This is a genomic window from Oxobacter pfennigii (assembly GCF_001317355.1).
Taxonomy (GTDB): domain Bacteria; phylum Bacillota; class Clostridia; order Clostridiales; family Oxobacteraceae; genus Oxobacter; species Oxobacter pfennigii.
In genome coordinates this window covers 237,342-263,100 of sequence record NZ_LKET01000051.1, presented here as the reverse complement: position 1 = coordinate 263,100, position 25,759 = coordinate 237,342, and the positions used below count along the sequence as shown (strand labels likewise).

At 37.2% G+C, this 25,759-nt stretch carries 29 protein-coding genes; 17 read left to right on the top strand and 12 right to left on the bottom strand.

Going from position 1 to position 25,759, the window contains the following annotated elements; translation table 11 throughout:
- The first annotated feature begins 138 nt into the window (after positions 1 to 138).
- The 4 genes from OXPF_RS18500 to OXPF_RS18485 all read left to right on the top strand — a co-directional run bounded on the left by OXPF_RS18500 (position 139) and on the right by OXPF_RS18485 (position 1,940).
- Positions 139 to 510, top strand: a complete 372-nt coding sequence (locus OXPF_RS18500; RefSeq protein WP_054876700.1) for a hypothetical protein — start codon at positions 139 to 141, stop codon at positions 508 to 510.
- A 13-nt stretch (positions 511 to 523) separates the two neighbouring features.
- Positions 524 to 1,081 carry a hypothetical protein gene (locus tag OXPF_RS18495; RefSeq protein ID WP_054876699.1) on the top strand — a complete coding sequence of 186 codons (558 nt, stop codon included), beginning with the start codon at positions 524 to 526 and terminating at the stop codon, positions 1,079 to 1,081.
- Positions 1,082 to 1,240: 159 nt separating this feature from the next.
- The gene (locus tag OXPF_RS18490) at positions 1,241 to 1,429 is read left to right on the top strand and encodes a hypothetical protein (protein ID WP_054876698.1); all 189 of its coding nucleotides are present in this window, start codon (positions 1,241 to 1,243) and stop codon (positions 1,427 to 1,429) included.
- Between the two features lie 115 nt (positions 1,430 to 1,544).
- Positions 1,545 to 1,940 (top strand): hypothetical protein, encoded by a 396-nt coding sequence (locus OXPF_RS18485; protein WP_054876697.1) that lies wholly within the window; start codon positions 1,545 to 1,547, stop codon positions 1,938 to 1,940.
- A 169-nt stretch (positions 1,941 to 2,109) separates the two neighbouring features.
- Here the strand turns inward: OXPF_RS18485 and OXPF_RS18480 are convergent, their stop codons facing one another.
- The 10 genes from OXPF_RS18480 to dnaA all read right to left on the bottom strand — a co-directional run bounded on the left by OXPF_RS18480 (position 2,110) and on the right by dnaA (position 13,462).
- Entirely contained in the window at positions 2,110 to 2,457 is a 348-nt protein-coding gene (locus tag OXPF_RS18480; RefSeq protein ID WP_054876696.1) for a hypothetical protein, read from the bottom strand.
- A gap of 101 nt (positions 2,458 to 2,558) precedes the next feature.
- Positions 2,559 to 4,100: a DUF4153 domain-containing protein gene (locus OXPF_RS18475; protein ID WP_054876695.1), complete on the bottom strand. Its 1,542-nt coding sequence runs from the start codon at positions 4,098 to 4,100 to the stop codon at positions 2,559 to 2,561.
- Positions 4,101 to 4,116: 16 nt separating this feature from the next.
- The gene (locus tag OXPF_RS18470) at positions 4,117 to 4,296 is read right to left on the bottom strand and encodes a hypothetical protein (RefSeq protein WP_054876694.1); all 180 of its coding nucleotides are present in this window, start codon (positions 4,294 to 4,296) and stop codon (positions 4,117 to 4,119) included.
- A gap of 19 nt (positions 4,297 to 4,315) precedes the next feature.
- Positions 4,316 to 6,754, bottom strand: a complete 2,439-nt coding sequence (gene gyrA / locus OXPF_RS18465) for a DNA gyrase subunit A (protein WP_054876693.1) — start codon at positions 6,752 to 6,754, stop codon at positions 4,316 to 4,318.
- Positions 6,755 to 6,782: 28 nt separating this feature from the next.
- Positions 6,783 to 8,687: a DNA topoisomerase (ATP-hydrolyzing) subunit B gene (gene gyrB / locus OXPF_RS18460; protein ID WP_054876692.1), complete on the bottom strand. Its 1,905-nt coding sequence runs from the start codon at positions 8,685 to 8,687 to the stop codon at positions 6,783 to 6,785.
- 84 nt (positions 8,688 to 8,771) lie between these two features.
- On the bottom strand, positions 8,772 to 9,032 hold the full coding sequence (remB, locus tag OXPF_RS18455) for an extracellular matrix regulator RemB (RefSeq protein ID WP_054876691.1): 261 nt from the start codon (positions 9,030 to 9,032) through the stop codon (positions 8,772 to 8,774).
- A 130-nt stretch (positions 9,033 to 9,162) separates the two neighbouring features.
- A complete protein-coding gene (gene recF, locus OXPF_RS18450) occupies positions 9,163 to 10,275 on the bottom strand; it encodes a DNA replication/repair protein RecF (protein WP_054876690.1) in 1,113 nt (370 codons plus the stop codon).
- A 46-nt stretch (positions 10,276 to 10,321) separates the two neighbouring features.
- Positions 10,322 to 10,531: a S4 domain-containing protein YaaA gene (yaaA, locus tag OXPF_RS18445; protein WP_054876689.1), complete on the bottom strand. Its 210-nt coding sequence runs from the start codon at positions 10,529 to 10,531 to the stop codon at positions 10,322 to 10,324.
- Positions 10,532 to 10,631: 100 nt separating this feature from the next.
- A complete protein-coding gene (gene dnaN, locus OXPF_RS18440; RefSeq protein ID WP_054876688.1) occupies positions 10,632 to 11,735 on the bottom strand; it encodes a DNA polymerase III subunit beta in 1,104 nt (367 codons plus the stop codon).
- Positions 11,736 to 12,115: 380 nt separating this feature from the next.
- On the bottom strand, positions 12,116 to 13,462 hold the full coding sequence (gene dnaA / locus OXPF_RS18435; protein ID WP_054876687.1) for a chromosomal replication initiator protein DnaA: 1,347 nt from the start codon (positions 13,460 to 13,462) through the stop codon (positions 12,116 to 12,118).
- 617 nt (positions 13,463 to 14,079) lie between these two features.
- Here dnaA and rpmH point away from each other — a divergent pair.
- The 9 genes from rpmH to OXPF_RS18390 all read left to right on the top strand — a co-directional run bounded on the left by rpmH (position 14,080) and on the right by OXPF_RS18390 (position 21,613).
- Positions 14,080 to 14,214 (top strand): 50S ribosomal protein L34, encoded by a 135-nt coding sequence (rpmH, locus tag OXPF_RS18425; RefSeq protein WP_054876685.1) that lies wholly within the window; start codon positions 14,080 to 14,082, stop codon positions 14,212 to 14,214.
- Between the two features lie 61 nt (positions 14,215 to 14,275).
- The gene (gene rnpA, locus OXPF_RS22200; protein WP_054876684.1) at positions 14,276 to 14,614 is read left to right on the top strand and encodes a ribonuclease P protein component; all 339 of its coding nucleotides are present in this window, start codon (positions 14,276 to 14,278) and stop codon (positions 14,612 to 14,614) included.
- Between the two features lie 9 nt (positions 14,615 to 14,623).
- A complete protein-coding gene (gene yidD / locus OXPF_RS22195) occupies positions 14,624 to 14,833 on the top strand; it encodes a membrane protein insertion efficiency factor YidD (protein ID WP_152967804.1) in 210 nt (69 codons plus the stop codon).
- A gap of 17 nt (positions 14,834 to 14,850) precedes the next feature.
- Positions 14,851 to 15,513 carry a YidC/Oxa1 family membrane protein insertase gene (locus tag OXPF_RS18415; protein ID WP_054876683.1) on the top strand — a complete coding sequence of 221 codons (663 nt, stop codon included), beginning with the start codon at positions 14,851 to 14,853 and terminating at the stop codon, positions 15,511 to 15,513.
- A 46-nt stretch (positions 15,514 to 15,559) separates the two neighbouring features.
- A complete protein-coding gene (jag, locus tag OXPF_RS18410) occupies positions 15,560 to 16,183 on the top strand; it encodes an RNA-binding cell elongation regulator Jag/EloR (RefSeq protein ID WP_054876714.1) in 624 nt (207 codons plus the stop codon).
- A gap of 455 nt (positions 16,184 to 16,638) precedes the next feature.
- On the top strand, positions 16,639 to 18,024 hold the full coding sequence (gene mnmE, locus OXPF_RS18405) for a tRNA uridine-5-carboxymethylaminomethyl(34) synthesis GTPase MnmE (protein ID WP_054876682.1): 1,386 nt from the start codon (positions 16,639 to 16,641) through the stop codon (positions 18,022 to 18,024).
- Between the two features lie 8 nt (positions 18,025 to 18,032).
- Complete coding sequence (gene mnmG / locus OXPF_RS18400; RefSeq protein ID WP_054876681.1) at positions 18,033 to 19,907, top strand: tRNA uridine-5-carboxymethylaminomethyl(34) synthesis enzyme MnmG; 1,875 nt, start codon at positions 18,033 to 18,035, stop codon at positions 19,905 to 19,907.
- A 13-nt stretch (positions 19,908 to 19,920) separates the two neighbouring features.
- Positions 19,921 to 20,637: a 16S rRNA (guanine(527)-N(7))-methyltransferase RsmG gene (rsmG, locus tag OXPF_RS18395; protein ID WP_054876680.1), complete on the top strand. Its 717-nt coding sequence runs from the start codon at positions 19,921 to 19,923 to the stop codon at positions 20,635 to 20,637.
- Between the two features lie 175 nt (positions 20,638 to 20,812).
- Complete coding sequence (locus tag OXPF_RS18390) at positions 20,813 to 21,613, top strand: ParB/RepB/Spo0J family partition protein (protein WP_054876679.1); 801 nt, start codon at positions 20,813 to 20,815, stop codon at positions 21,611 to 21,613.
- 21 nt (positions 21,614 to 21,634) lie between these two features.
- On the opposite strand, the gene OXPF_RS18385 is transcribed toward OXPF_RS18390, so the two are convergent.
- On the bottom strand, positions 21,635 to 21,904 hold the full coding sequence (locus OXPF_RS18385) for a TMEM165/GDT1 family protein (protein WP_054876678.1): 270 nt from the start codon (positions 21,902 to 21,904) through the stop codon (positions 21,635 to 21,637).
- 130 nt (positions 21,905 to 22,034) lie between these two features.
- Here OXPF_RS18385 and OXPF_RS18380 point away from each other — a divergent pair, with 130 nt between their 5' ends.
- From OXPF_RS18380 to OXPF_RS18365, 4 genes are all read left to right on the top strand, one after another.
- Complete coding sequence (locus tag OXPF_RS18380) at positions 22,035 to 22,820, top strand: ParA family protein (RefSeq protein ID WP_054876677.1); 786 nt, start codon at positions 22,035 to 22,037, stop codon at positions 22,818 to 22,820.
- Positions 22,821 to 23,681 (top strand): ParB/RepB/Spo0J family partition protein, encoded by an 861-nt coding sequence (locus OXPF_RS18375; protein ID WP_054876676.1) that lies wholly within the window; start codon positions 22,821 to 22,823, stop codon positions 23,679 to 23,681.
- Between the two features lie 295 nt (positions 23,682 to 23,976).
- Entirely contained in the window at positions 23,977 to 24,477 is a 501-nt protein-coding gene (locus tag OXPF_RS18370) for a DUF4446 family protein (RefSeq protein ID WP_054876675.1), read from the top strand.
- 147 nt (positions 24,478 to 24,624) lie between these two features.
- Positions 24,625 to 24,882: a YkuS family protein gene (locus OXPF_RS18365; protein ID WP_054876674.1), complete on the top strand. Its 258-nt coding sequence runs from the start codon at positions 24,625 to 24,627 to the stop codon at positions 24,880 to 24,882.
- Here the strand turns inward: OXPF_RS18365 and yyaC are convergent.
- Complete coding sequence (yyaC, locus tag OXPF_RS18360; RefSeq protein WP_242854451.1) at positions 24,879 to 25,556, bottom strand: spore protease YyaC; 678 nt, start codon at positions 25,554 to 25,556, stop codon at positions 24,879 to 24,881. The genes OXPF_RS18365 and yyaC overlap by 4 nt on opposite strands.
- Between the last annotated feature and the right edge of the window lie 203 nt (positions 25,557 to 25,759).

Sequence of the window (25,759 nt, the reverse complement as noted above, 5' to 3'; positions counted from 1 at the left end):
AATCTTTGGAGGAACTTATGCCTTGGTCGGAAGAGGTTCAGGCTATATGCGGGAAATAGATGACCGCTACTTGTAGTTTAGCCAGTCCTGATTTATCTTACAAGGCACTCTGTTATTGCGCGCTTACGAACTAACTATATGGCTGAAACTGTATTTGGTGGCAATAAAACTGCTTATGATGTAGCAGAAGTAGCACTTGATATTACAGTTATGGGTATATTTGGTGTAGCTACAGATAACAAATATACAAGGATCAAAACACCAATAATATTTAAGGGACATGGCGGACGTGGATTTAAACCAACTACTAAAACTATGGTATTGTATGCAAATCCTAATGCGGAAGGAGGACCAGGCGGAACATTTTTTGCGTATAAAGGTGGCACAAAATTTAGAATAGACTGGGATCCGGCTCATAGTTTACATGGACACTGGGGAGTTGGTAAGGCTGCGCAAAAAATACACCGAGGTATCTATCCTTGGAACTGGGGACAAGATTTAGATAAATAAAGGAGCCTAAAATATGAGAATAATATTTGATGAATACGGAGATAGTTTGCATCAGTTAAATATAAGGGATATAAAAACCTACGATTATAAATCAATGGAAAATCTCAAAGAAATTATTAAAATACTATCAAATGGAGATAAATTTTATTTTCAATTTGCTCGAGAAGATTATTTCTTAGAAGATAATGAACTACTAGAATACAGGAATCAGGTACCACAGTATCTTAAACAAAACGGATTTTATGAAGTAAAATATAGGCTTGATGAAACACGTTTTGATAGCATTGGCTATTTACCGACAAATGAGGGGACATATAATCAAATACTTATATTGTGGCAATACTTCGAGACTTTAGTATTCTTTAATCCAAGCTCGATATTAAGTTGGAAGGAATTTGGTAATAAATTCGACTGGAAAAAACCTCTTATTTCTCCATTTGAATTTATTGAAAAAAAATATACCAACTCAATATTTATTAAAGGACATGACGGAGATAACTTAATTTTTATATATGGAAGGGATTTTGATGAATCATTAATAAAGGATGTAATAAGATTTATAGGTAATTGAACAAATTTTATTATAAAGGATGTTTCATTATTTTGAATGTTTATCATCAATAATTAATGAAACATCTTTTTTTATATAACAAGCCATGTTTACAGAAGAGACAACAGGCCATTTCACAGACCGATCATAAAATTAATTAATTATACAGGAGGCAGCAAGATGAAATTCAACGAGCATTGCCCATTAAAAAAATGTACTATTAGCGAAGCAGAATGCATTGAAATAATTGCTGAGTTATGTGATTTAAAAACTGAGGGGCATACAAAAGCAATCAGAGAAAATTTCGGATTATCAAATAAACAAACGTTAAAAATCTGTGAGGGTTGTTCTAACTACAAAAAGTCTTAAAACGCATATGGTAATCCTGGAAGAGCAAATATATTGGAGAAATATGTACAAAATAGGACATAAATATATACCTATTTTTTTTAATTTTAAACTTTGAAAATAGGAAGTGAAGGTTATGCTTGTTAAGGGTGATGATATGAAGAAGCTTGAAAAACTAAATGCATGGTTTGATGTATCATTTGACAGCCTTGAACTTGAAGTTTTCGCTATAGCCAAATTTTCAAAAACAATAAAGTATTTACTCATCATAGAAAATTCCTGGCCTGAGTGGGTTGATTCACGATATTTTAAAGTTCTGGACGAAAGTGTTCCAATATATTGGATTAGCAATAAATATAATTTTTTCTTTAAATTAAAAAATAATAAATACGATTTTTCGATTCCAATTAGATCATATATGGGGCCTCCAGAGTTTATTGAAAATAGTGAGTTTCTTTTTGATATTTATGATAATCCATCAAAAGCACATGAGTTTTCCATTAAAGTTATAGAGAAGCATAAAGAAAAATAGCAATATCATAAAAATTTTTCTTCTTTACCATCCCGGTACTTAAGATGCTCAATAGCCATATACAACATAAGTAACCCTCCTTATTTTCCAATTAGGTCTATTATAGATTCTTTATTAAAACAGAGTTGCAATATCTTACGAAGGCGAATTAATCCTTTTTGCACTGTGATTAATTATTTTTAACCTTATAAACCGGAATTAGACATCTCACTTTTCTGTCACGATATATAAGCAGAGTAATTGCATTTAAAATGATGGTAACGATGAGAAGAACTGCGGCGGCCAACGCTACAGCAGCAGTTGTGTCCATAAGAGCAGACCAATCCTCAATCTTAACCAGATGATAGTTATAGAAAATCTGAAAACATAGTGAAACAACACAGGCAGTGATGCTCATAATTGAAAGAGCAGCCCCATTTCCATGATCATGATTTTTATATCGTATGAGATTAACGAAAGGAATCATCCAGGCAATCAGGCCCAGCACGAGGCTTCCGGGATTAAGTAAACTAATCATAGCATACTCCTTTTATAAAGAATTTGTACAATACCTTCTAAGCAAATTCTAATTTATTATGTCCTTGCCAGAGAAGTATTTTGCCTCTTTTTTGTATGGTATTATTCACCTGAGAAGTACTCCCCTAAAACTCTTTGGGCCCTGGCAACTGAATAATTATATTCCATCCATTTATAATCCCTGTTTATGGAATTGTATTTCTCCCTGAGGCGTACCTTCACATCCTCTGGAAAGTCGGCTCCCCTTGCCTCCATAAGTTCAACGACCTGGGGGACGCTGTCGTATGAGAGGTTTAACAGGTACATTATATCTATATTTCCCGTGGCATAATACCTTTCAATATTATTCCGGGCAATTATGCTGTGGACGTTCATAAAATTAAGGGCCACATATATTAAGACTGCGCAGGTGAAGGAGACTTTGAAGAACTGGAACCTGACATGCCATATTTTTACCATGGCAAGTATGAACAATATGAACATGAGGAGCATAAATATATGTACGTATATCCTAAGCTCGGTATAGCCGTAGGCCTCTTCATACATTGACATCTTATAGTGGGCAGAGAATAACATATTACAGGTAAATATCACAAGGGCGCTTAAGAAACCGTTCAATACCCTATTTAGCTTAATATTGTCATTTTTAGCCACCCTCATGGCTGTTATCAATATGGCAAAATTGATCATAGTCACCGCCACCAGTTCAAAGAAGCCCCTCCTGGCATACTCGGCATAGGTAAAGCCCTGGGGCACCATGCCTTCCGCCCCTCCATAAAGATAGGAGAACTGTATTATAGTAAAAAGAAGATATACCGCATTCATTACCCCCAGCATTGTAATTATAACCGTAGGATCTATATTACCTTCCTTTTCCAACTCCGGATATTCCCTGTTGGCATCTGAAAATTTAAAGCTCCAGGCATATCCGAATACATAAAGGAAAACGCCTCCTGTCAAAATGATGTGGATAAATAAATTATCCATTTTAATGAAGTCAAAAATATCTGCCATGTTTCTTATATAATGATTAAAAACCATATCAGCCGAAGAAAGAAGGGGAACTACAAATATGAGGACGGGGAGGGAGGCAAGAAGCCCTATCAGTATGCTTCTTCTGGTTTTATTAATTTCACCCTTTTCTTTCTTTGCAGTCAATTGTTTTAAAAATATAAAGGGCTTTAATACATTCAAAAATGAAAGGTAAAATATCCTCTCTGCCATCTTTATTATAAAAGAAGGCTTGGACCAATCGGGTTTTTCATTTGTCACAAGTATGGTGTAGGCTACTGTAAGTAAGGGCACACACAGGGCATTCAATGTGGCCAGGAAGCTGTTGGAACGGATTGCGAAGTTTGAAGAAAGCAGGAATATTACTGCCAGTACAAACCAGCCCGTCTTCCTTTTATAGTTTATCCTCTCCCTCGCGCTGTAGAAAAAGAACCCCATAAGCAGTACGCCGAATATGGTGAATGACAACCCCGGATATTTATCATAAAACAGATAATCAAATGCCATTCCCACCAGGAAAGCAAATATTACAGTATGTATTCTGTCCCTGCTCCCTATTTTTCCCTCTTCTTCCGCCCTTTTTAATTCTTCATCACTCAAAGGTCTTTCATATTGAACATTATCATCAGACATAAAATCACTCCTCTTTTTATACTATACCATAGTTTCCCATATTTTTAATTGTCTCATCGATAATCTTGAATCCATCTTCTATACCATCCTTTTCATGAAAATCCAAAAGGATATCATTGTTTTTTTGATAGATAGTGATTAGAGGTACAGGACAGAATTCGCGCGCATATAAAAACTGCTTAAGCTGTTTGCCCAAGCAGTTTTAACTTATAAATTTATAAATCTTCTTTATCTTCGTTGTTTATTTTGGCTATGGATACGACATTGGAATCATCGCCGGTTTTCATCAGTTTGACGCCTAAGGTATTTCTTCCCGTTTCGGATATGTTTGAAACATTCAATCTTATTACGGTGCCCATATCGTTAATCATCAATATTTCATCCGGGTCTCTTACCACCTTTGCGCCTACCAGTTTTCCTGTCTTTTCGGTGACTTTGTAGGTTTTGACTCCCTTGCCGCCTCTTCCCTGGGGTGAATACTGCTTAAGAGGCGTCCTTTTTCCGAAGCCCCTTTCGCTGACGGTTAAAAGCTCGGCAGTCTCATCCACAACGTCCATACCGACGGCGATGTCGCCTTCCCTTAAGGTTATGGCTTTTACGCCGGCGGCCCCTCTGCCCATGGATCTGACGTCTTCCTCGCTGAATCTTATGCTGTAACCGTTGGAGGTCACAATAAGTATCTGCTGCTTTCCGTCAGTCAATTTAACTTCTATAAGCTCATCGCCCTGTTTTAAGTTAATAGCATACAGGCCGTTCTTTCTTATGGAATGGAACTGTTCTAATGGAGTCTTCTTTATAATTCCTTCCTTTGTAGTCATGACGATATATTTATCACTCTCAAATTCCTTTACCGTCATTACAGCCTGTATTTTCTCCCTGGTATTTAATTGCAGAAGATTGACTATGGCAGTGCCTTTTGCCTGCCTTGAAGCATCGGGGATTTCAAAGGCCTTCATAGTGTACACTCTGCCCTGGTTTGTAAAGAAGAGTATATTGTTATGGGTGGAGGTAATAAACAAATGCTCCACGAAATCCTCTTCCCTTGTGGTAAGGCCGGCTATGCCCTTCCCGCCCCTCTTTTGGGCGGTGTATGTATCGATGCTCAATCTCTTTACGTAACCAAAATGTGTAAGGGTTATTACAACCTGCTCCTCGGGAATCAAATCCTCTATATCTATTTCCTCTATTTTATTTACCAGCTTGGATCTTCTTCCGTCGGAATATTTCTTTCTTATCTCAAGGATTTCATCCTTTATAATCTGATAAACCAATCTTTCATTTGCCAGAACTTCTCTGTAGTAATTAATCATTTTGATAAGCTCGGCATATTCTTCCTCAATTTTTTCTCTTTCTAAGCCAGTCAATCTGGCAAGCCTCATGTCCACTATGGCCTGGGACTGGATTTCCGTAAGGCCGAATCTTTCCATTAAAGCCACCTTGGCATCGCCTACGGTTTTAGAACCCCTGATGATTTTTATTATTTCATCAATATTATCAAGGGCAATTCTTAAACCTTCCAAAATATGAGCCCTGGCTTCGGCCTTTGCAAGATCGTATTTTGTACGCCTTACTATAACTTCTTTTTGGAAGTTAAGATAATGATGAAGAATTTCCTTTAAGTTTAAAACCATCGGCTGTCCGTCAACCAATGCAAGCATTATAACTCCGAAGGTATCCTGCATCTGGGTGTATTTATACAGTAAATTCAATATAACATTGGCATTGGCATCCCTTTTTATCTCGATGACAATCCTCATTCCATCCCTGTCGGATTCGTCTCTTAAATCGGAAATACCTTCAATCTTCTTGTCTCTTACAAGCTCGGCGATTTTTTCAATAAGCCTTGCCTTGTTGACCATATAGGGGATTTCGGTAACTATTATCCTTGTCTTTCCTCCCGACATCTCCTCAATATCCGCCTTGGCCCTTACTGTAATCTTTCCGCGGCCTGTTTCATAGGCATTTTTTATGCCCTCTTTACCCATTATAATGCCTGCCGTCGGGAAATCAGGGCCTTTAACCTTGGCCATCAATTCCTTGACAGTAGCTTCCGGATTGTCGATTAGCATAACAACGCCGTCTATTACCTCGCCTAAATTGTGGGGAGGTATGTTTGTTGCCATACCGACGGCTATACCCTGGGAACCGTTAACCAGAAGGTTCGGAAAACGGGATGGAAGAACCAACGGCTCTTTTAATGTATCGTCAAAGTTAGGAATAAAATCAACGGTTTCCTTTTCAATATCCCTCATCATTTCCGATGCGATTTTACTCATCCTTGCTTCGGTATAACGCATTGCTGCAGCACTGTCACCGTCCACCGAACCGAAGTTTCCATGCCCGTCTATAAGCTCATATCTTGTAGAAAAATCCTGGGCAAGCCTTACCATCGCATCATAAACCGATGCATCACCATGAGGATGGTATTTACCCAAAACGTCTCCGACTATTCTGGCCGACTTTCTGTATGGTTTGTCGGAGGTTACACCCAATTCATTCATTGAAAAGAGTATTCTTCTATGTACAGGCTTTAAGCCGTCCCTTACATCGGGAAGAGCCCTGCCTGCTATAACACTCATGGCGTAATCTATATAGCTTTTTTTCATTTCATCTTTTATGTCTACTTGTACTATCTTATCTCTGTCCTGATCCACTTTTATTTCACCTCTTTTTTACTGCCCGCTATATATCAAGGTTTTGTACTTTTTTAGCATTTATCTCTATAAATTCTCTTCTTGGTTCTACCTTGTCACCCATGAGTATTGTAAATATCTCATCGGCGGCAATGGCGTCTCCTATATCAACCTTTAAAAGCACTCTGACTTTGGGGTCCATTGTGGTTTCCCACAGCTGCTCCGGATTCATTTCTCCTAAGCCTTTGTATCTTTGGATGGTATAGTTCTCCCTGCCTATCTGGTCTAAGAGCTTTTCAAGCTCTTTGTCTGAATATGTATAATATTCATTCTTGCCCTTGCTTACTTTATACAAAGGCGGCTGGGCAATATATACATGTCCCTTCTCAATCAAAGGCCTCATGTACCTGTAAAAGAAGGTCAGAAGAAGAGTCCTTATATGAGCGCCGTCAACGTCGGCGTCAGTCATTATAATTATTTTGTGATATCTTATTTTATCAACGTCAAAATCGTCATCTATGCCTGCTCCAAAGGCTGTTACCATGGACCTTATGGTCTCACTGCCCAGAATTTTATCCAGCCTCTGCTTTTCAACGTTCATTATCTTGCCCCTTAAAGGCAGGATAGCCTGGAATTTTCTGTCCCTGCCCTGCTTTGCCGAGCCGCCTGCCGAGTCACCCTCAACTATGTATATTTCACAAAGCTCTGCATTTCTTTCGGAGCAATCTGCCAGTTTTCCAGGTAAGGAGGTGTTTTCAAGGACATTTTTTCTCCTGGTAAGTTCCCTGGCTTTTCTTGCAGCTTCCCTTGCTCTTGCTGCAGTCAGTGCCTTGTCGTAAACCACCTTTGAGATTGAAGGATTTTCTTCAAAAAATGCAACTACACCTTCATATACAATGCCGTCAACTATTCCCCTTAACTCTGTATTCCCAAGCTTTGTCTTTGTCTGGCCTTCAAACTGGGGATTAGTCAATTTTACCGAAATAACGGCAGTAAGGCCTTCCCTTATATCTTCACCGGATAGCGGCTTATCATTTTCTTTTATGTAATTATACTTTTTTCCGTAATCATTAAAGGCTTTGGTCAGGGCTGCCTTAAATCCGCTTAAATGAGTTCCGCCCTCGGTTGTATCTATGTTGTTTGCAAAGGAAAATATATTTTCAGTATAGCTGTCATTGTATTGAATGGCTATTTCTACAATTGTATCGTCCTTTTTACCCTGAATTGATATGGGCTCGTTGAAAACTACTTCCTTGTTTTTATTGAGATATTTTACGAAAGAAACTATACCTCCTTCATAGTGGAAGGTTTCTTCCTTTCCTTCTCTGTCATCCTTTAGGATTATTTTTATTCCTGCATTCAAGAATGATAATTCTCTCAACCTGTTTGCAAGGGTGTCATAATCATAGTTGAGATCTTCGAAAATTTCAGGATCCGGCTTGAATATAGCTTTGGTTCCGGTACCTCTCGCATTGCCTACAACGCCGAATTCCGTTGCCGGTTTTCCCCTTTCATATCTCTGGCTGTATAACTTGCCTTCTCTTTTAACCTCAATAACAAGCCACTCGGACAGGGCATTAACTACCGATGCACCAACGCCGTGCAATCCTCCCGATACCTTGTATCCTCCTCCGCCGAATTTTCCGCCTGCATGAAGAATTGTCATTATAACCTCGACAGTGGGCTTTTTCATTTTAGGATGCATACCAACGGGCATACCCCTGCCGTTATCTGTTACCGAAATTGAATTATCCTTGCCTATTACAATTTCAATAGTATCGCAATAGCCTGCCAAAGCTTCATCTATACTATTATCAACTATTTCATATACAAGATGATGAAGTCCCCTTGGCCCGGTGCTTCCAATATACATACCCGGGCGCTTTCTTACGGCCTCTAATCCTTCTAAGACCTGTATCTGACTCTCATCATAGGTTTCTATATTTTTAGCCATTAAAATCCCCCTTAAACAATCCTTTTAATTTTTCTGCCATTTTAAAACCGTAATGACTACTCACTACGGTCTTCATAATTATACTCAAAGCGTATCTATAAAGCCACTTCTCTTACTTAAGGTAACAGATGATATGGGAGATAGGTATATAATGCTCTTTTTATTTATTTCCGCAAGAATGAAGGATTTGGGTTTTTCCTGGGATATCTTTCTTACAAACCCTTCTTCTTCAGCTGTTTTTAAAAACTGCTTTGTATCATTGGACATATTTGTTGATTCCATATCCATAATAGAAATTATACCCTTAATAGGTATAACAACATTTTCGCCCAGATGAATGAACATCGATTCGCCTCCTGTTTCTGAATTTAACCTTTGATTTCGGATAATTTTATAAAGACTTGAATTTTATAAATAATTATATAATAATTATACCCTTTTTTGCCATAATCTAAAAGGATAATTTATTTTCTCACTATTCCTCTATTTTATTTATCTTTCCTTCGATTACTTCAAAAAGATACCTGTCGTTTTTCCGGAATTCGATAATGTCGTTAATACTTGTACATGTTATGATGGTCTGGATGTTTTTTAAGCTGTCAAGCAGGAATTTCTGCCTGTTTATATCCAATTCGGATAATACGTCATCTAAAAGAAGCACCGGATATTCGGAGCATTCGCTTTTGATAAATTCCAGCTCGCTTAATTTAAGTGAAAGTGCCGTAGTCCTTTGCTGCCCCTGGGATCCGTAGGTTTTTACATCTATATTGTTTATATAAAAATCCATATCATCCCTGTGAGGGCCAACTGTGGTAATCCCTCTCCTTATATCCTCCTGCCTTCTCTCAATAAGCTTTTTATAAATTCCGATCTTTAAATCTTCCCTGTTTGAAACTCCTTTGAATTGGGTGGAATAGGATATTGATAGCTCCTCTTTTCCGTTGGTGATTTTCCTGTGTATAAGCTTTGCCAAAATACCTATCTTTTTTATAAAATCCAGCCTGTAAGTGATTATATAAGAACCGTACTGGGATAACTGCTCATCCCATACGTCCAGGGTTTTAGTCAGCGAATTATCATATTTGATGGATTTTAAAAGGTTGTTCCTTTGAAGCAATACCTTGTTATATTGATTAAGATTATAAAAGTAATTGGGCTTTACCTGGGATATTTCAACATCCAGAAACCTTCTTCTAAAAACCGGACCTTCCTTTACGAGCTTTAAATCCTCGGGGGAAAACATGACCACATTTAAATTTCCGAACAGATCGGACATCTTATCTATCCTGACTCCGCCTACTTTAATGTTTTTAGCCTTTCCGTCAAATAAGTTTATTTCAATGGTAGTCACCATTTCTTTTTTTACTACCTCATTTTTGATGCTGCTGATTGATGTATCCCATCTTATAATCTCCTTATCCTTGAAGGTTCTGTGAGACCTTCCGGTGCCGCACATATATATGGATTCCACCAGGTTTGTTTTTCCCTGGGCATTATTTCCAAAAAATATATTAAGCCTGGGATGCAGATGCAAGGACAGCTTATCATAATTTCTGTAGTTTTGAAGCGCCATTCTGCTTACATACATAGAAACCTCCGGGAACTTAAGCAACAATTAAATTAAGAACCATTTATTATTCTATCACATATTCTCCAAGACCTTCCACACTTACTACATAGCCTTTATAAAGCTTCTTTCCTCTTTGTGTGGCAGCTTCACCGTTAACCTTTACAATTCCGTCTTGTATCATGGCCTTGGCGGCTGCTCCGTGTTCTGCTATACCTGCCCATTTTAAGAATTGGTCAAGCTTAATGAATTCTGTATTTATAGTTACCTTGTTCATCAAATGCACCTCTTAAGTGAAGTATTTTTAATATAACAAATCAAAGATTCATACATAATATTATATTATGCAAAAAAAGCCCAACTTAGTTGGGCTAATCTTACTGAGATATCAATCTTACAGGTAATATCAGATATGTATGGCTTTCCCAGTCCTCTGTCTTCAATATACAGGGGCTTACGCTGCTTGAAAGCTCAAGATAAATTTCATCGGTATCGATTATCTTCAATACATCAATAAAATATTTTGAATTAAATGCAATTTTTATATCGCTTCCTTCAAATTCTATACCTACCTGCTCATGTACATTTCCCAATTGAGAATTGGATGTGATGATTATTTCATCATTTCCTATTTCCATTTTTATAAGGTTTGTCTTGCCTTCCTTGGCAAGTAAGGAAGCGCGCTCTATGCTGTCCAATAAAAGTTTGGTGTTTACCTTTACCTTTGTCTTGAATTCTTCGGGTATTATCTGCCTGTAGTTCATGAATTCACCGTCTAGCAGCCTTGATATTACCCTTGTATTGTTTATGGTAAAGAGAATATGATTGGGTGTGAAGGTTATGGCTATGTCATCATCGGTCTGCGCCAGTATTTTTCCCACTTCGCCTAAGGTTTTGCCGGGTATGACAGCTGTTATATCGTCGGCATTTCCTAAATTTGCCCTTCTTAAAGCCAGCCTATAGGCATCCAGTGCCACCATTGTCAAAACGCTGTTCCTTACCTCGAACAAAACACCCGTTAAAATAGGCCTTGTTTCATCCTGGGCAGCTGCAAATATGGTCTGCCTTATCATATTCTTAAGTAAGTCCTGAGGAATCCTGTACAGTATGTTTTCGTTTATAACCGGAAGCTCGGGATATTCATCGGGATTCTGTCCGATTATATTGAATTTTGAATTGCCGCAGCTGATAGTGGTATTGTACAAGCTATCCACTTCTATTTCTATATCCATATCAGGAAGCCTTCTTACTATATCGCCTAACAATCTTGAGTTTAATACAACGGATCCTTTAGAAATAATTTCGCAGTTAACTTGAGTTTCAATGCCTAAATCCAGGTCTGTAGCCGTAAGAGTGAGCCTGTCATTGTAGCATGTTATAAGTATTCCTTCCAATATAGGAAGAGTTGTTCTGCCTGTAACGGCTTTTTGCACCGTTGATATGCCTTCTAATAGTTCACCCTTTGAACATCTTAATTTCATACAAAGCCTCCTTTTTTAATGTTGTTAATGTAAGGGAATGCTTTCCCTCTTTTGTGAAATAAATACGAGCTTGTCTAAGAGGAGCCCCTAATTATTTGTTTTCTCTTATTAGATATCCACAGCTAGAAATAAACAGGAATAAAGGTTAATAATAATAAAATATAAAAAAAAGTTAGTAACACTAGTAGTAGGCGTTGTGGTTTTGTGGATAACTAATATGAGCCTTTAAAATACATGAAAAATTATATTAAAATAGTTGTGGATAATATACCTGCTTAAAAAAGTAATTATCCACATTATTATAAAAGCTTTGATATAAAAAATGTTATTAACATATTATAAGCCTATGACCTTTATATTTTTGTTAATAAAATATAAGGTTACTTCTGAACCAGCTTTTTATTTATTTCATTTAATGTATCTCTCAGGCCTTCGTCGTTATTGAGGTCGTTTGTTATTTTCTCAAAGGCATGAATAACCGTCGTATGATCCCTGCCGCCAAACTCATCTCCTATTTTGGGGAGGGATAAATCAGTGAGCTTTCTTGCCAGGTACATAGCTATTTGCCTGGGAAAAGCAACATTCCTGGTACGGCGCTTGGATTTGAAATCCTCCGGCCGAAGACTGAAGTAGCTTGCAACCACATCCTGTATAAGCTCAACTGTTATTTGCTTTGATTTATTTGCAATTATGTCTTTTAAGGCTTCGCTTGCCAAATCAACGCTTATTTCCCTATTGGCAAGGGAAGAATAGGCAATTACTCTTATTAACGCACCTTCCAATTCCCTGATGTTAGACTGTATCTTGTTTGCAATGTACAGCATTACATCATTTGGAACGCCGATATTTTCAATATCCGCCTTCTTTTTCAATATGGCTATTCTGGTCTCAAAATCCGGCGGCTGAATGTCGGCAATAAGCCCCCATTCGAAGCGGGACCTTAGCCTATCCTCTAATGTAGGAATTTCTTTTGGAGGACGGTCGCTGGAGATTATAATCTGTTTATTAGCCTCGTACAAGTCATTGAAGGTATGGAAAAACTCCTCCTGGGTTCTTTCCTTCCCTGCTATGAATTGTATATCGTCTATTAAAAGCACATCCATGGTTCTGTATTTATTTCTGAAAGGAACATTTTTGTCATCCTTTATGGAGTTAATCAATTCATTTGTGAATTTCTCCGATGAAACATAAACTACCTTAGATTTCGGGTTGTTCTCAAGTATGTAATGGCCGATGGCATGCATAAGGTGGGTCTTGCCTAAGCCCACCCCCCCATATATAAAAAGAGGGTTGTACGCTTTTGCCGGTGACTCGGCAACTGCCAGTGATGCAGCATGGGCAAACCGGTTGCTGTTGCCTATTACGAAGGTATCAAAAGTATATTTAGGATTTAAAAGCTGTGAATTCACATCATCATGGGAACTTTTATGCTGGGGTATGGAATTTACATCTTTATTTAAGCTCCTGGGAATTTCTTCGTTGCTCAAAATAAACTCTATGTTGTATTTCTTTGAAGTAACAAGCTTCAAAGCGTTTACAATCAGAGTTTTATACCGGGCTTCCAAAATGCCTCTGGTAAAATCGTTAGGTAACTGAAGTACTATGGTGTCGCTATCTATGGAAACAGGCTCGATGCATTTAAGCCATGTATTAAAACTAACCTCAGTAAGTTCGGATTTTACAATGTTAAGTGTTTTTTCCCAGATATCAAGCAACTCTTTGCTCATAAAGGTGCCTCCTGTATATGTAAATAAGATTATTAAAGCCTGGAAAAAAAATTTGCTCCAGGCGGATGATTTAAAAGTATTAATACTAAAATATCCACAAAGATATCAACAAAATAAGTTATTTCAAAAATGTTGATATAATAGTTAAGAGTTATACACAGTGTTGTTATAAATGTTAATAAAATGGATATTATAATAAATAAAAAATATAATTCACAATTGTCTAAAACTATATATTAACATTATTATACGAGTTTTTTCGAGTAAAAGGAGGAAAATTCACCTTTAATCAACAAGTTATCAACATGGTTATCCACAGTCTGTGTATAACCTGCCAAATTAACAAGTTATCAACAATCAGTTATATAATAACAAATAATAAAATCTTAATCAATAACTTATCCACAAAAAATATAAACTATATATTAAAAATATTAACAATATACATGTTTCTTGACATATGGAATCTTCAAATATATAATTTTAATAGACTGCAAAAAATTGATAAGCAGGCATTATAAAGTATAAAGATACGTTATAAATGTATAGTATTTATTAATGTAGATTTTATATTTTTTGCTTATATATGTCATAGGTTATGTAAGGGGGTGTTGATGATGTTAATGACTTATCAGCCAAAAAAGAGGCAGAGAAAGAAAGTACATGGTTTCAGAAGCAGAATGAGTAGCCAACCAGGCAGAAATGTCCTTTTGAGAAGAAGAAGAAAGGGAAGAAAAAGATTGACAGTATAAGGCCGCGGATAGTGGCCTTTTTCTGCAGTAGCTTATTTCCCGAAAGGTTGAAGAAAAGATAATGGAGAAACTAGGGAAATTAAGAAAAAATTCAGAGTTCAAGCATGTATATAATAAAGGAAAGGTATATTCCAACCATCTGCTGGTGTTGTACATAGTAAAAAACGGAACGGATTATAATAGAGCAGGCTTTTCCGTAAGCAAAAAAGTAGGGAAAAGCGTTGTAAGAAATAAAGTAAGAAGAAGAATAAAAGAGAGTTACAGATTGAACAGTGCCGGTCTTAAAAAAGGATATAACTTTGTGTTTATATCCAGGGTAAAAGCAAAGGACGCTACATATAAAGAGATAGAAAAGGCAATGCTTAGCCTGTTCAAAAAATCTGAACTTTTTATAGAATAAGGTGGTGCCTTGAGGTATATATTTATATTCATAATCAGACTATATCAAAGGTTTCTCTCACCTTTAAAGCCGCCGAGCTGCAGATTTTATCCTACCTGTTCCCAATATTCTCTAGAGGCTTTCAAAAAATACGGGGCAGTTAAAGGTCTTTATCTGTCAGTGAAAAGGATATTAAAATGCCATCCCTTCCACAAGGGTGGATATGACCCGGTACCATAATTGAGGAGGTTAAATTAGTGGATGCTATAAAAAACATATTGATAGACATTTTTAACTGGATACATACGATAGTTCCGGACTATGGATTAGATATTATTCTCTTCACTTTGCTTTTAAAAGTAGTGCTGCTGCCTTTTAATATTCTACAGACAAATTCTACTGTTAAAACTCAAATGATACAGCCAAAAATAAAGGAACTTCAGGTAAAATATAAAAATGATCCGCAGAAGTTGCAGCAGGCACAGATGGATTTATATAAATCGGAAGGTGTAAATCCTTTTGCCGGATGTCTGCCTCTTTTAATTCAGATGCCGGTGTTGTTTGCGGTGTTTTACGTATTCAGGGAATTCAATTTCGGGGACGCAACCTTTTTGGGAGTGGCATTGCAAAAGCCTTTAAAGGAAGCAGGCAATATCGTTTTGGTTCTTTTCTATACATTGCTTTCCGGAGCCTCAACCTTTTTATCAACCTGGCTTTTGACGCCTAAAAACCAGGAACCCAACGCAATGACAAACAACAGAACAAATGTAATCATGTCTGTATTCTTTGCATATATAAGCTATACCATGACCACCGGTCTTGTAGTATACTGGGTAATAAATAATTTATTGCAGATGGGAATACAGTATTCATTAAATAAATTCATAAGAAAAAGAGCAGAAGTTGCAGCTCAAAAGTAACGGATAACAACATTATTGAGGGAGGTGGGTTGTTTCTGTGAAAAAGATGATTGAAGCCACGGGCAGAAGTCCGGAGGATGCCATCAAAAACGGACTCAATGAGCTTAACATAGCAAGAGAAAAGGTAGATGTTGAGATTATCGATGAGGGAAGCAGGGGCTTATTTGGTTTATTGGGCTCCAAGCTTGCCAGGGTGAAGCTGACGGTAAAGAAGGACAACATCTTTGCTGCCAAAACTTTTTTAAGAGATGTTTTAGACTCTATGGATATAAAGGCTGAAATTAAAGTGCAGGAAGAAAAAGATGCCATAAAGGTGACTTTAAGAGGACCCAATATGGGGATTTTAATAGGCCACAGAGGTGAAACCTTAGATGCTCTTCAATATCTCGTAAGCCTTGTAGTAAATAAGGACAGCGAAGGCGACGAATACAAAAGAGTAATCCTTGACACCGAAAACTACAGGCAGAAAAGAGAAGAGACCCTTGTTAAACTGGCAAACAGGCTGGCCATCAAGGTTAAGTCCACAGGTAAAAATGTGGTTTTAGAGCCTATGAATCCATATGAAAGAAGGGTTATACATTCAGCTCTTCAGGACAATTTATATGTAACAACCCATAGCGAAGGCGACGAACCCTATAGAAAAGTTGTAATTGAAGCTAAGAGGAAGTAATGAAAAGCCCAATAATTTGGGCTTTTTGAATTTGGGTATAATATAAATAATGATTTCAAGTAGCATAGCCATTTGAAATTATTTCGTATGAGTTTTACCGTGTAAAATTCATGATATAATGAAGCTGCAGCATTTAGAACACTTAATTTACAGTTCGGGTTCTTTAAGTTCTGAGGCTCCCTGCCTTGAAAATACAGGAATTTTCGATAACTTACTGTGCGCTCAAACAATCGAAAATACCAAGAATATCTTTGGCAGCGCCGCCAAGAACCTACTAAGAACTCTCACAATGCTCATTTACGTTGTTCGAAACACAGCAGCAACTATATAATGATATTTACTGAAAGCATAAAATGAAGCTAAAACAAATATACAGTTATATAACGAATGGATAACAAATACAAAGTACAATTGTATAACAATATAGCTAACAAATATAAAACGAAGGTGGTAAAATGCATATTGACGATACGGTTGCTGCAATTTCTACTGCACCGGGAGAGGGGGGCATAGGAATTGTAAGGCTGTCGGGAGAAAATTCCCTTGATATTTTAAATAAAATATTTGTAAGCATAAAGAATAAGGATACCTCAGATTTCAGCACCTTTACCATGCGGTACGGACACATAATTGATCCCTCGAACAATGAAGTAATTGATGAAGTAATTGTAAGCTTCATGAAGGCTCCCCATACATATACGAAGGAAGATGTGGTGGAGATAAACTGCCATGGCGGAGTAGTTCCCGTTAAGAGGATACTTGAAGCCGTATTAAAATGCGGTGCCAGGTTAGCCGAGCCGGGAGAATTTACAAAGAGAGCCTTTTTAAACGGCAGGATAGATTTATCCCAGGCAGAAGCCGTTATAGATATGATCCGGGCAAAGACTGACAGCAGCATGAATGAAGCGCTGAAACATCTTGAAGGAAAGCTTTCCAATAAATTAAAAGCAATAAAGGATAGGCTTGTTGATATGATGTCCCATGTAGAAGCCCTCATTGAATTTCCCGATGATGATATAGAGGAATTGATGTATGGTCAGATTGAAAATGACTGCCTTGAAATTTCAAAGTCCCTGGAAGATTTAATAGTTTCTTCTGATACAGGGAAAATTTTAAGGGAGGGATTGAATACCGTTATTATAGGAAAACCCAACGTGGGAAAATCGTCCCTGCTCAATGCATTATTGGAGGAAAACAGGTCAATTGTGACCGACATACCCGGCACTACCAGGGATGTGATTTTAGAATATTTAAATATAAAGGGAATTCCCATAAACATCATGGATACTGCAGGCATAAGGAACACTGAGGATGAGGTTGAAAAAATAGGAGTCCAGCGTACATTGGAATACTTCAATAAAGCCGACCTTATTATTTTGATGCTGGATTATAGCAGCGAGCTAAGCTCTGAGGATGAAGAGATATTTAATTTACTGGGAAATAAAAACGCCATTGTTTTGATAAATAAGGTAGACTTAGACAGGAAGCTTAACATATCAAAGGTAAAGGAATTTGTAAATGAAAAAAGGATAATTAATTTATCGGTAAAAACAGGCGAAGGCCTGGAAAACTTAAAGGATGAGATTTATGCCATGGTTTATAAGGGTGAAGTAAAATATCAGTCTGATGTTCTGGTGACGAACATAAGGCATAAGGACCTTCTTATAAAATCCAGAACATCCCTTATGGAAGCCGTAAACACTCTAAGCCGGCAGATGCCCCTTGATCTGGTATCCATTGATTTAAAGCAATGTGTAGAATACATAGGGGAGATTACGGGAGAAAACGTTCATGAGGATATCATAAACAGGATATTCAGCCAGTTTTGTATAGGAAAGTAGGGGGTTAAGTGTCTTATTTAGCAGGAAAATATGATGTAATTGTTGTAGGTGCGGGCCATGCCGGCTGTGAAGCAGCCCTGGCGGCTTCACGTATGGGATGTAAAACACTGATGTGCACAATAAATTTAGACAGCATTGCCATGATGCCCTGCAATCCTGCCATAGGCGGGACTGCAAAGGGCCATCTGGTAAGAGAAGTGGATGCACTGGGCGGTGAAATGGGTGTTTGTATCGATAAAACCTTCATACAATCCAGGATGCTCAATACGGCAAAAGGTCCGGCAGTACATTCTCTTCGTGCCCAGGCAGATAAAAAAGCCTATCAGTTTACTATGAAGCACACCTTGGAGAAACAGGATAACCTCGATGTAAAGCAGGATGAAATTGTAAAGCTTGAAATAGAGGACGGAAAAGTGAAAGGCGCTTATACAAAAAACGGAGCTTACTTTGAAACAAAGGCAGTTATTTTAACTACCGGGACCTACCTTAAAGGAAGGATAATAATTGGAGAGGTATCCTATAACGGAGGGCCTAACGGGCTATTTGCCGCCAATGAATTATCCGATGATTTGGTAAAGCACGGCGTTTTATTGAAGAGATTTAAAACAGGAACCCCTGCCAGGATAAACAGAAGAAGTGTGGATTTTTCAAAAATGCTCATACAGCCGGGAGATGAAATAATCACCCCCTTTTCCTTTATGTCGGGTGAGATAAACAGGGAGCAGATAGCCTGCTATCTTACTTATACCAATGAAAATACTCATGAAATCATAAGGAAAAACATCCACCGTTCACCATTGTATTCGGGGGATATACAGGGCGTGGGGCCAAGATATTGTCCTTCAATTGAGAGCAAGATAATGATGTTTCCCGATAAGAAGAATCATCAGATATTTATTGAACCTGAAGGAAAAGACACTGAGGAAATGTATGTCCAGGGGATGTCAAGCAGTCTTCCTGAGGATGTTCAGATTGAATTTTTAAGGACGGTGCCGGGGCTTGAAAATGTTCAGATGATGAGGACTGCTTATGCCATAGAATATGACTGCATCGACCCTACGCAATTGAAAATTTCCCTGGAAATGAAAAGTATTGACTCTTTATTCTGCGCCGGCCAGATAAACGGAAGCTCAGGCTATGAAGAGGCGGCAGCCCAGGGAATTGTGGCAGGTATTAATGCCGCCCTTAAAATTAAGAACAAGGAGCCGATGATTTTAGACAGGAGTGAAGCCTATATTGGGGTTTTAATAGATGACCTGGTTACAAAGGGGACGGATGAACCTTACAGGATGATGACCTCCCGGGCTGAATACCGCCTTATATTAAGGCAGGATAATGCTGATATGAGGCTTACAAAAATAGGATATAATGCAGGGCTGGTAACTGAGGAGAGATATCAAAGGTACTTAAAAAGGCATGAAGATATAAATTCAGAAATCGAAAGGCTTATGTCGGTATTTATTACCCCAACAGTTAATGTGGTGGAGTTTTTGAACTCTCTACAAAGCGCTGAAATAAAAAGCGGCATCAAGCTTTCGGAGCTGTTAAAGCGGCCGGAACTTAATTACGAAAATACAAAACCAATTGATGTCAACAGGCCTGATGTGGAAAAGAGCGTAAAGGAAGAGGTTGAAATCCTCATAAAATATGAAGGATATATAAAGAGACAGCTTATGCAGGCTGAGCAGTTTAAAAAAATGGAAAACAAAAAGCTCTCAGAGGACATAGATTACAGAAATATAGCAGGCTTAAGGCTGGAGGCTCGTGAAAAGCTGGATTCAATAAAGCCTTCCTCCGTAGGGCAGGCCTCCCGTATTTCAGGGGTTTCGCCGGCGGATATTTCGGTTCTTTTGATTTATTTAGAGCAAATAAAGAGAAGATGATCAGGGTGATTTTATGGAAAACAGGAAAGTTTTAGAAACAGGCTTGAGAGAATTAAATATAGATGTAACTGATAAAATGATGGATTCCTTCCTTATATATAAGGAAATGCTCATACAGTGGAACCAAAGGATGAACTTAACCAACATAACGGAAGAAAGGGAAGTATTCATAAAGCATTTCTTGGATTCGGTGTCCTGTGTCCAATGCGGTATAGATTTAAAAGATAAAAAAGTTATTGATGTTGGTACGGGAGCCGGCTTTCCAGGGCTGCCCTTAAAAATCGCTCTGCCGCATTTAAAATTGACATTATTGGATTCTCTTAATAAAAGGGTAAATTTTCTAAAAGAGATGGCGCACAAATTAAATATTGAATGTGAAGTTATCCATGGCCGGGCTGAGGATTACGGAAGAAATAAGAGCCACAGGGAGAAATATGATATAGTATTGTCACGTGCTGTCGCAAACATGGCTGTTTTATCCGAGTTTACCCTGCCTTTTGTGAAGCAGGGAGGCTATCTTTTATGCCAGAAAGGGCCTGCGATATTTGATGAAATAGAACAGGCAAAGGCTGCTATTGAAACCTTAGGCGGCGAATTGAAAGAAATAGTTTCGACAAAGGTCTATGGCAGTGATTTTTCCCATTACATAGCCGTAGTAAAAAAGGTAAAATTATGTCCCGGGAAATATCCGCGCAAGGCAGGAATGATAGAAAAAAACCCTATAATGTGACGAATTATAGAGCATGAATTTAAAAATTTATAATAATATTGTAGTACGAATTATTTTGCAATTTAACAAAGATTAAGTTAAACATAGCAGGAACATAGGAAGAAATGGCGAATTAATTTAAAGTGAAACGCTTACATTTAATTGGAGTCACCAAAAATAAAGAAGGATGGTGTATATGGCTTTAGGTAATGATAGAGAAATAAAAAACATATCTATAGAACTAATTCGTCCCAATACTTATCAACCAAGAAAATACTTCAGCCAGGAAGGCTTAGAAGAATTAACTGATTCCATAAAGACATATGGTGTACTTCAACCTATAACAATAAGGGCCAACGGCAGCAAATACTATGAACTAATTGCAGGAGAGAGGCGTTTGAGGGCTTCAAAGCTGGCTGGCTTAACTGAAATACCGGCAATAATAATTGATGTTACCGACGGAGACTCCGCAATATTAGCTTTAATAGAAAATCTCCAGAGGGAAGATTTAAATTATATAGAAGAAGCAGAGGGCTTTGAAAGCCTTATCAAGGATCACAATTACACTCAGGAGCAATTGGCCGAGCTTATAGGGAAAAAGCAGTCCACTATTGCAAACAAGCTGAGGATATTGAGGCTGTCGCCTAAGGTAAAGGCGAAGCTTATGGAATATGGATTGACCGAGAGGCATGCAAGAGCTTTATTGAAGCTTCCCGATGAGGCAATGCAGCTAAGCGTCTTGGAAAAGATTCAAAAATCGGGCTACAATGTTAAAAAGACAGAAGAGATAATAGAAATTGAACTGGCAAAATTAGAAGTTGCAGCTTCTGAAGATAATAAAAAAGGCCAGAGAATAAAAAAGGCAATAATGAATGCCAAGATATATATAAATACAATAAAATCGTCCATGGAAAAAAATGGGATTAACGCTCAGTATTCCTTTGTAGATAAGGATGAATATATTGAAGTAATGGTAAAAATACCCAAAACAATCTAGGGTGCATACATATGCACCTTTTTATATTTTGCCAAAAAGAAGAAGCACTCCAATTAATATAAAAGCAATGGCCGCACAATTTTGAATGACTTCAGGCGGTACGAATTTTGTTATAACTCCTCCTGCAAATACTCCCACCAAAGAGGAACATATCAACGCCAGGGACGCTCCTAAAAAAACCGGCCAGATAGATTTATTCTGGGCCGCCAAAAGCATGGTCGTCAATTGAGTCTTGTCCCCCAATTCTGCAATAAAAACTAAAAGAAAAGTTGAAAGTATTAACTTAAGCATTTATATTCCCCCTAAAATTTAATGTACGGGCTCTTTTAATATATATTCTTTAAAAAAATATATATTAATATTTGTGAAAAAAATTTATAATAGAACAAGGGACTTATTGTTTTACGAAAGAGGTGGAGAGATGGCTAAATCGATTGCCATATTTAATCAGAAAGGCGGAGTAGGAAAAACTACGACAAATATCAATTTATGTACATATCTTGCAACATGGGGAAAGAAAGTTTTAACAATTGATATAGATCCGCAGGGAAATACCACAAGCGGTATAGGTATGGATAAAAAAAATATAAACCTATCGGTATATGATGTAATAATCGGAGGAGTTTCACCTGATGAAGCGATTTTGCATACACCCATAAAAAATCTGGATATAATTCCGTCTACTGTGCAATTAGCAGGAGCGGAAATAGAATTGACGGAAGTAAATCAAAGAGAGGTAAAATTAAAGGAAGCAATAAAATCCTTAGATGACAGATACGATTTTATTTTTATAGATTGTCCACCTTCTTTAGGCTTACTGACTATTAATGCTTTAGCTGCAGTGGACAGCGTGATCATCCCCATACAATGCGAGTTTTATGCATTGGAAGGCGTGGGCCAGCTGATCCGTACAATACAGCTGGTGAAAAAAGGGCTCAATCCTGCTTTGGAGATTGAAGGCGTCATATTATGTATGTACGACGGCAGGACAAACCTTTCAACGGCGGTAGTTGACGAGGTTAAGAATTTCTTTAAGGGAAAGGTTTACACTACCATGATTCCCAGAAACATAAAGCTGGCCGAGTCCCCGAGCTTTGGACAACCTATCATGATTTACGATCCAAAATGCAGAGGTGCCGAAGCTTATGAAGACCTTGCCAAGGAATTTATTAAAAACCATATGAAAAACAGGAAGGAAGTGATATAAATGGCGGCAAGAAAATCTGCACTGGGAAAAGGCCTGGAGGCTTTAATACCTGACATCGGAGTATCAAATTCAAATGACGACGGAGTAGTAAATATAAATATAAATGAAATAGAAGCAAATGCAGACCAGCCCAGAAAAAAATTCGATGAAGAAAAGCTTAATCAATTGGCAGATTCCATTAAAAATCACGGAGTGGTACAGCCCGTAATCGTAAAAAAGGAAGGAAACTTCTATAAATTAATAGCAGGGGAGCGAAGGTGGCGGGCAGCCAGGATCGCAGGGTTAAAAGTAATTCCAGCAATAACGAGAGAATTCACTGAAAAAGAAATAATGGAGATTTCCCTTATAGAAAATTTACAGAGGGAAGATTTGACTGCCATAGAAGAAGCCGTTGCATATAAAAGATTGATGGATGAATTCAATTTAACCCAGGAAGAAATAGCTGACAGGATAGGAAAAAGCCGTTCTTCCATTGCAAATATATTGAGGCTTTTGACTTTGGATGAAAGAGTAAAGCAATACATTATGGACGGAGTATTGACCGAAGGACATGGCAGAGCAATAAGCAATTTGGTAGATAAAGAAATACAATATGAGATATCAAAGAGAATAATTGATGAGAACCTGAATGTACGCCAGACAGAAAAGCTGTTAAAGAAATTCACAATTAAAAAGGTGCTCTTTACTAATGAAGCATTTCTAAAACAAAATCCTGTTTTTGATGACATAAGGGATCAATTGAAGAATAAATTTGGCACAAAGGTTAATTTAATATTCAAAAGCAGAAAAGGCAAGATAGAGATTGAATTTTATAATAAGGACGACCTAGATAGGATACTGAACATAATCAACAATAATTAAAAATGTTTCACGTGAAACAATCTCTGAAATCCATTGATGCTGCTGGCCTTAAAGCTAATTTTTTTCTGAAAAAAATCAAAAAAACTTATATTTTACAAACATGATAAAAAGAAAGATAAATTTCAATAGGTACGGCAGAAATTTAAACATGCATAAATCAATAATTACAAAAAACAAAAAATGTTTCACGTGAAACAATCTGCGGAATAGATTGATATCACTGGCGCGAGAGGCGATATTTTTCTAAAAAAATAGAAAAAATTTTTTGCTCTTTATAAAAATTGGAGGGAAACTAATGACAATCATTGAAGGATTGGTTAATGATTACATATTTTATATAGTTGCAGGATTAGTTGTTGTTTTAATAGTTTCTTTAGTTATTAATATCATTAATGCAGTCACCATTTCAAAGCTTTCAAAAAGATATAGGAAATTCATGAGGGGAAACAAGGATAAGAACATGGAAGAACTTCTGATGGATTTCGTATCCAAACTGGATGCAATGGAAGGCAAAGTAGACAAGAATGACAAGCTCTATAAAGATATGGACAGCAGGATGAAAAAATGCGTTCAGAAGGTAAGCATAATCAGGTATAAGGCCTTTGATGAAATGGGGGCGGCCCTCAGCTTTTCCATAGCTATGCTCGATGCAAACAACGATGGAATTATAGTGACGGGCATATACGGCAGAAATGAATGTACAACCTATGCCAAACCGGTAGACAAGGGAATACCAAAATATGATCTGTCCGATGAAGAAGAAACTGTCCTGCAGGACGCCATTAAAAAAAGATAGAGCTTGTATAGAACTCTCACAATGCTAAATTCAGTGCTGGAAATTGAATCTCTTCAGATATAAATGATTTTTTACATATATTATGAAGAAACCGAGTATAAAAATATCTATCTCCTGAGATACTAAGCTAAACGGAGGTGGATATTTTTGATTATAAGTGTAGAAGATAGATTTGAAAAATTATATATGGACTTGAAAGCAGCAGGACATGAGGTTTATAAGCTTTCGGAAAATAAAACTTCCGAAGTTGTTATTTACTCTGGCTATAATACTCATATTGCAGCCATTAATGCAAGCTCATTGACAAGTGGCAATACGGGAGTATTTTTAATAAATGGTGATAATAAGGATGCATATCAAATAGACAGCATGTTAAGGAATAAAACCTACTCCAGTTTGTTTTAAAATAAATCCTGATTAGAAACGTAATTAACCAGTGATTCTTTTTTTGCCGTGTACATATTGTTGCATTGTAATTGTAAGTACAAGTCCTCAATACAGTTCATGATTCCGCCTTTAATAATATCCGCCATTTTCATAACTATGTTAAGCCGGGTATTCTGCAGAACAAAATACTCCATATATCCGCCTGAATTGACGGTACCCGTTATATGTATATTACCCACAGGCAAAAGGTTTTTATTTACTCCTGCTCCGGGATAAATGGGCCCTTCACTTATATTGATATGGCCGATATTTTGATAATTTCCAAGACAGGCATCTATTGCAACAATAAAAGGCCGAGTATACAGAGAATGTATTTCGTCTACTTTTTCATTCAGGTTTTTTGCGTGGACGGGATTCTCTAAATTTCCGTGAACCCAGATATTTTTATAATTTAAATGACTCAATTTATATCCTACCATAGGCCCCAGGCTGTCGCCGGTGGAACGATCGGTGCCTATGCATAAAAAAACCAGGGAAGTAAAAGATGAATCCATATTGGATGTAACGTAATTTTTAATGTGTTTGCCTAAATTTATGTGAGGAAAACTATCGTTTATATCTATTACAGATTTCTTATTTGATAAAATAATTTTTGCCGCCTCCTTTATAGATATTAGTATAATTTTTTCCACACACAATAAAGTTATGCATATGTATTATATAAATATATTTTCTGTTATACTTGAGTTTTAAATATATGTATATTATTCAAATCGTAATTATTATAATTATGATTTGAATAATTTTTAGGAGCGCTTAAAATATGTTTATCGGAAGAAAAGAGAAGCCGGCTTTTTTAGAGTATAAATATACTCCATGTCCTTTATACAAAAAA

Bases quoted from the DNA above. Each gene is read 5' to 3' on its own strand.
- OXPF_RS18500 (WP_054876700.1), top strand. From the start codon at position 139: ATGGCTGAAACTGTATTTGGTGGCAATAAAACTGCTTATGATGTAGCA.
- OXPF_RS18495 (WP_054876699.1), top strand. From the start codon at position 524: ATGAGAATAATATTTGATGAATACGGAGATAGTTTGCATCAGTTAAAT.
- OXPF_RS18490 (WP_054876698.1), top strand. From the start codon at position 1,241: ATGAAATTCAACGAGCATTGCCCATTAAAAAAATGTACTATTAGCGAA.
- OXPF_RS18485 (WP_054876697.1), top strand. From the start codon at position 1,545: ATGCTTGTTAAGGGTGATGATATGAAGAAGCTTGAAAAACTAAATGCA.
- OXPF_RS18480 (WP_054876696.1), bottom strand. From the start codon at position 2,457: ATGATTAGTTTACTTAATCCCGGAAGCCTCGTGCTGGGCCTGATTGCC.
- OXPF_RS18475 (WP_054876695.1), bottom strand. From the start codon at position 4,100: ATGTCTGATGATAATGTTCAATATGAAAGACCTTTGAGTGATGAAGAA.
- gyrB (WP_054876692.1), bottom strand. From the start codon at position 8,687: ATGGCTAAAAATATAGAAACCTATGATGAGAGTCAGATACAGGTCTTA.
- remB (WP_054876691.1), bottom strand. From the start codon at position 9,032: ATGTTCATTCATCTGGGCGAAAATGTTGTTATACCTATTAAGGGTATA.
- recF (WP_054876690.1), bottom strand. From the start codon at position 10,275: ATGTATGTAAGCAGAATGGCGCTTCAAAACTACAGAAATTATGATAAG.
- yaaA (WP_054876689.1), bottom strand. From the start codon at position 10,531: ATGAACAAGGTAACTATAAATACAGAATTCATTAAGCTTGACCAATTC.
- dnaN (WP_054876688.1), bottom strand. From the start codon at position 11,735: ATGAAATTAAGATGTTCAAAGGGTGAACTATTAGAAGGCATATCAACG.
- dnaA (WP_054876687.1), bottom strand. From the start codon at position 13,462: ATGAGCAAAGAGTTGCTTGATATCTGGGAAAAAACACTTAACATTGTA.
- rpmH (WP_054876685.1), top strand. From the start codon at position 14,080: ATGTTAATGACTTATCAGCCAAAAAAGAGGCAGAGAAAGAAAGTACAT.
- rnpA (WP_054876684.1), top strand. From the start codon at position 14,276: ATGGAGAAACTAGGGAAATTAAGAAAAAATTCAGAGTTCAAGCATGTA.
- jag (WP_054876714.1), top strand. From the start codon at position 15,560: ATGATTGAAGCCACGGGCAGAAGTCCGGAGGATGCCATCAAAAACGGA.
- mnmE (WP_054876682.1), top strand. From the start codon at position 16,639: ATGCATATTGACGATACGGTTGCTGCAATTTCTACTGCACCGGGAGAG.
- rsmG (WP_054876680.1), top strand. From the start codon at position 19,921: ATGGAAAACAGGAAAGTTTTAGAAACAGGCTTGAGAGAATTAAATATA.
- OXPF_RS18390 (WP_054876679.1), top strand. From the start codon at position 20,813: ATGGCTTTAGGTAATGATAGAGAAATAAAAAACATATCTATAGAACTA.
- OXPF_RS18385 (WP_054876678.1), bottom strand. From the start codon at position 21,904: ATGCTTAAGTTAATACTTTCAACTTTTCTTTTAGTTTTTATTGCAGAA.
- OXPF_RS18380 (WP_054876677.1), top strand. From the start codon at position 22,035: ATGGCTAAATCGATTGCCATATTTAATCAGAAAGGCGGAGTAGGAAAA.
- OXPF_RS18375 (WP_054876676.1), top strand. From the start codon at position 22,821: ATGGCGGCAAGAAAATCTGCACTGGGAAAAGGCCTGGAGGCTTTAATA.
- OXPF_RS18370 (WP_054876675.1), top strand. From the start codon at position 23,977: ATGACAATCATTGAAGGATTGGTTAATGATTACATATTTTATATAGTT.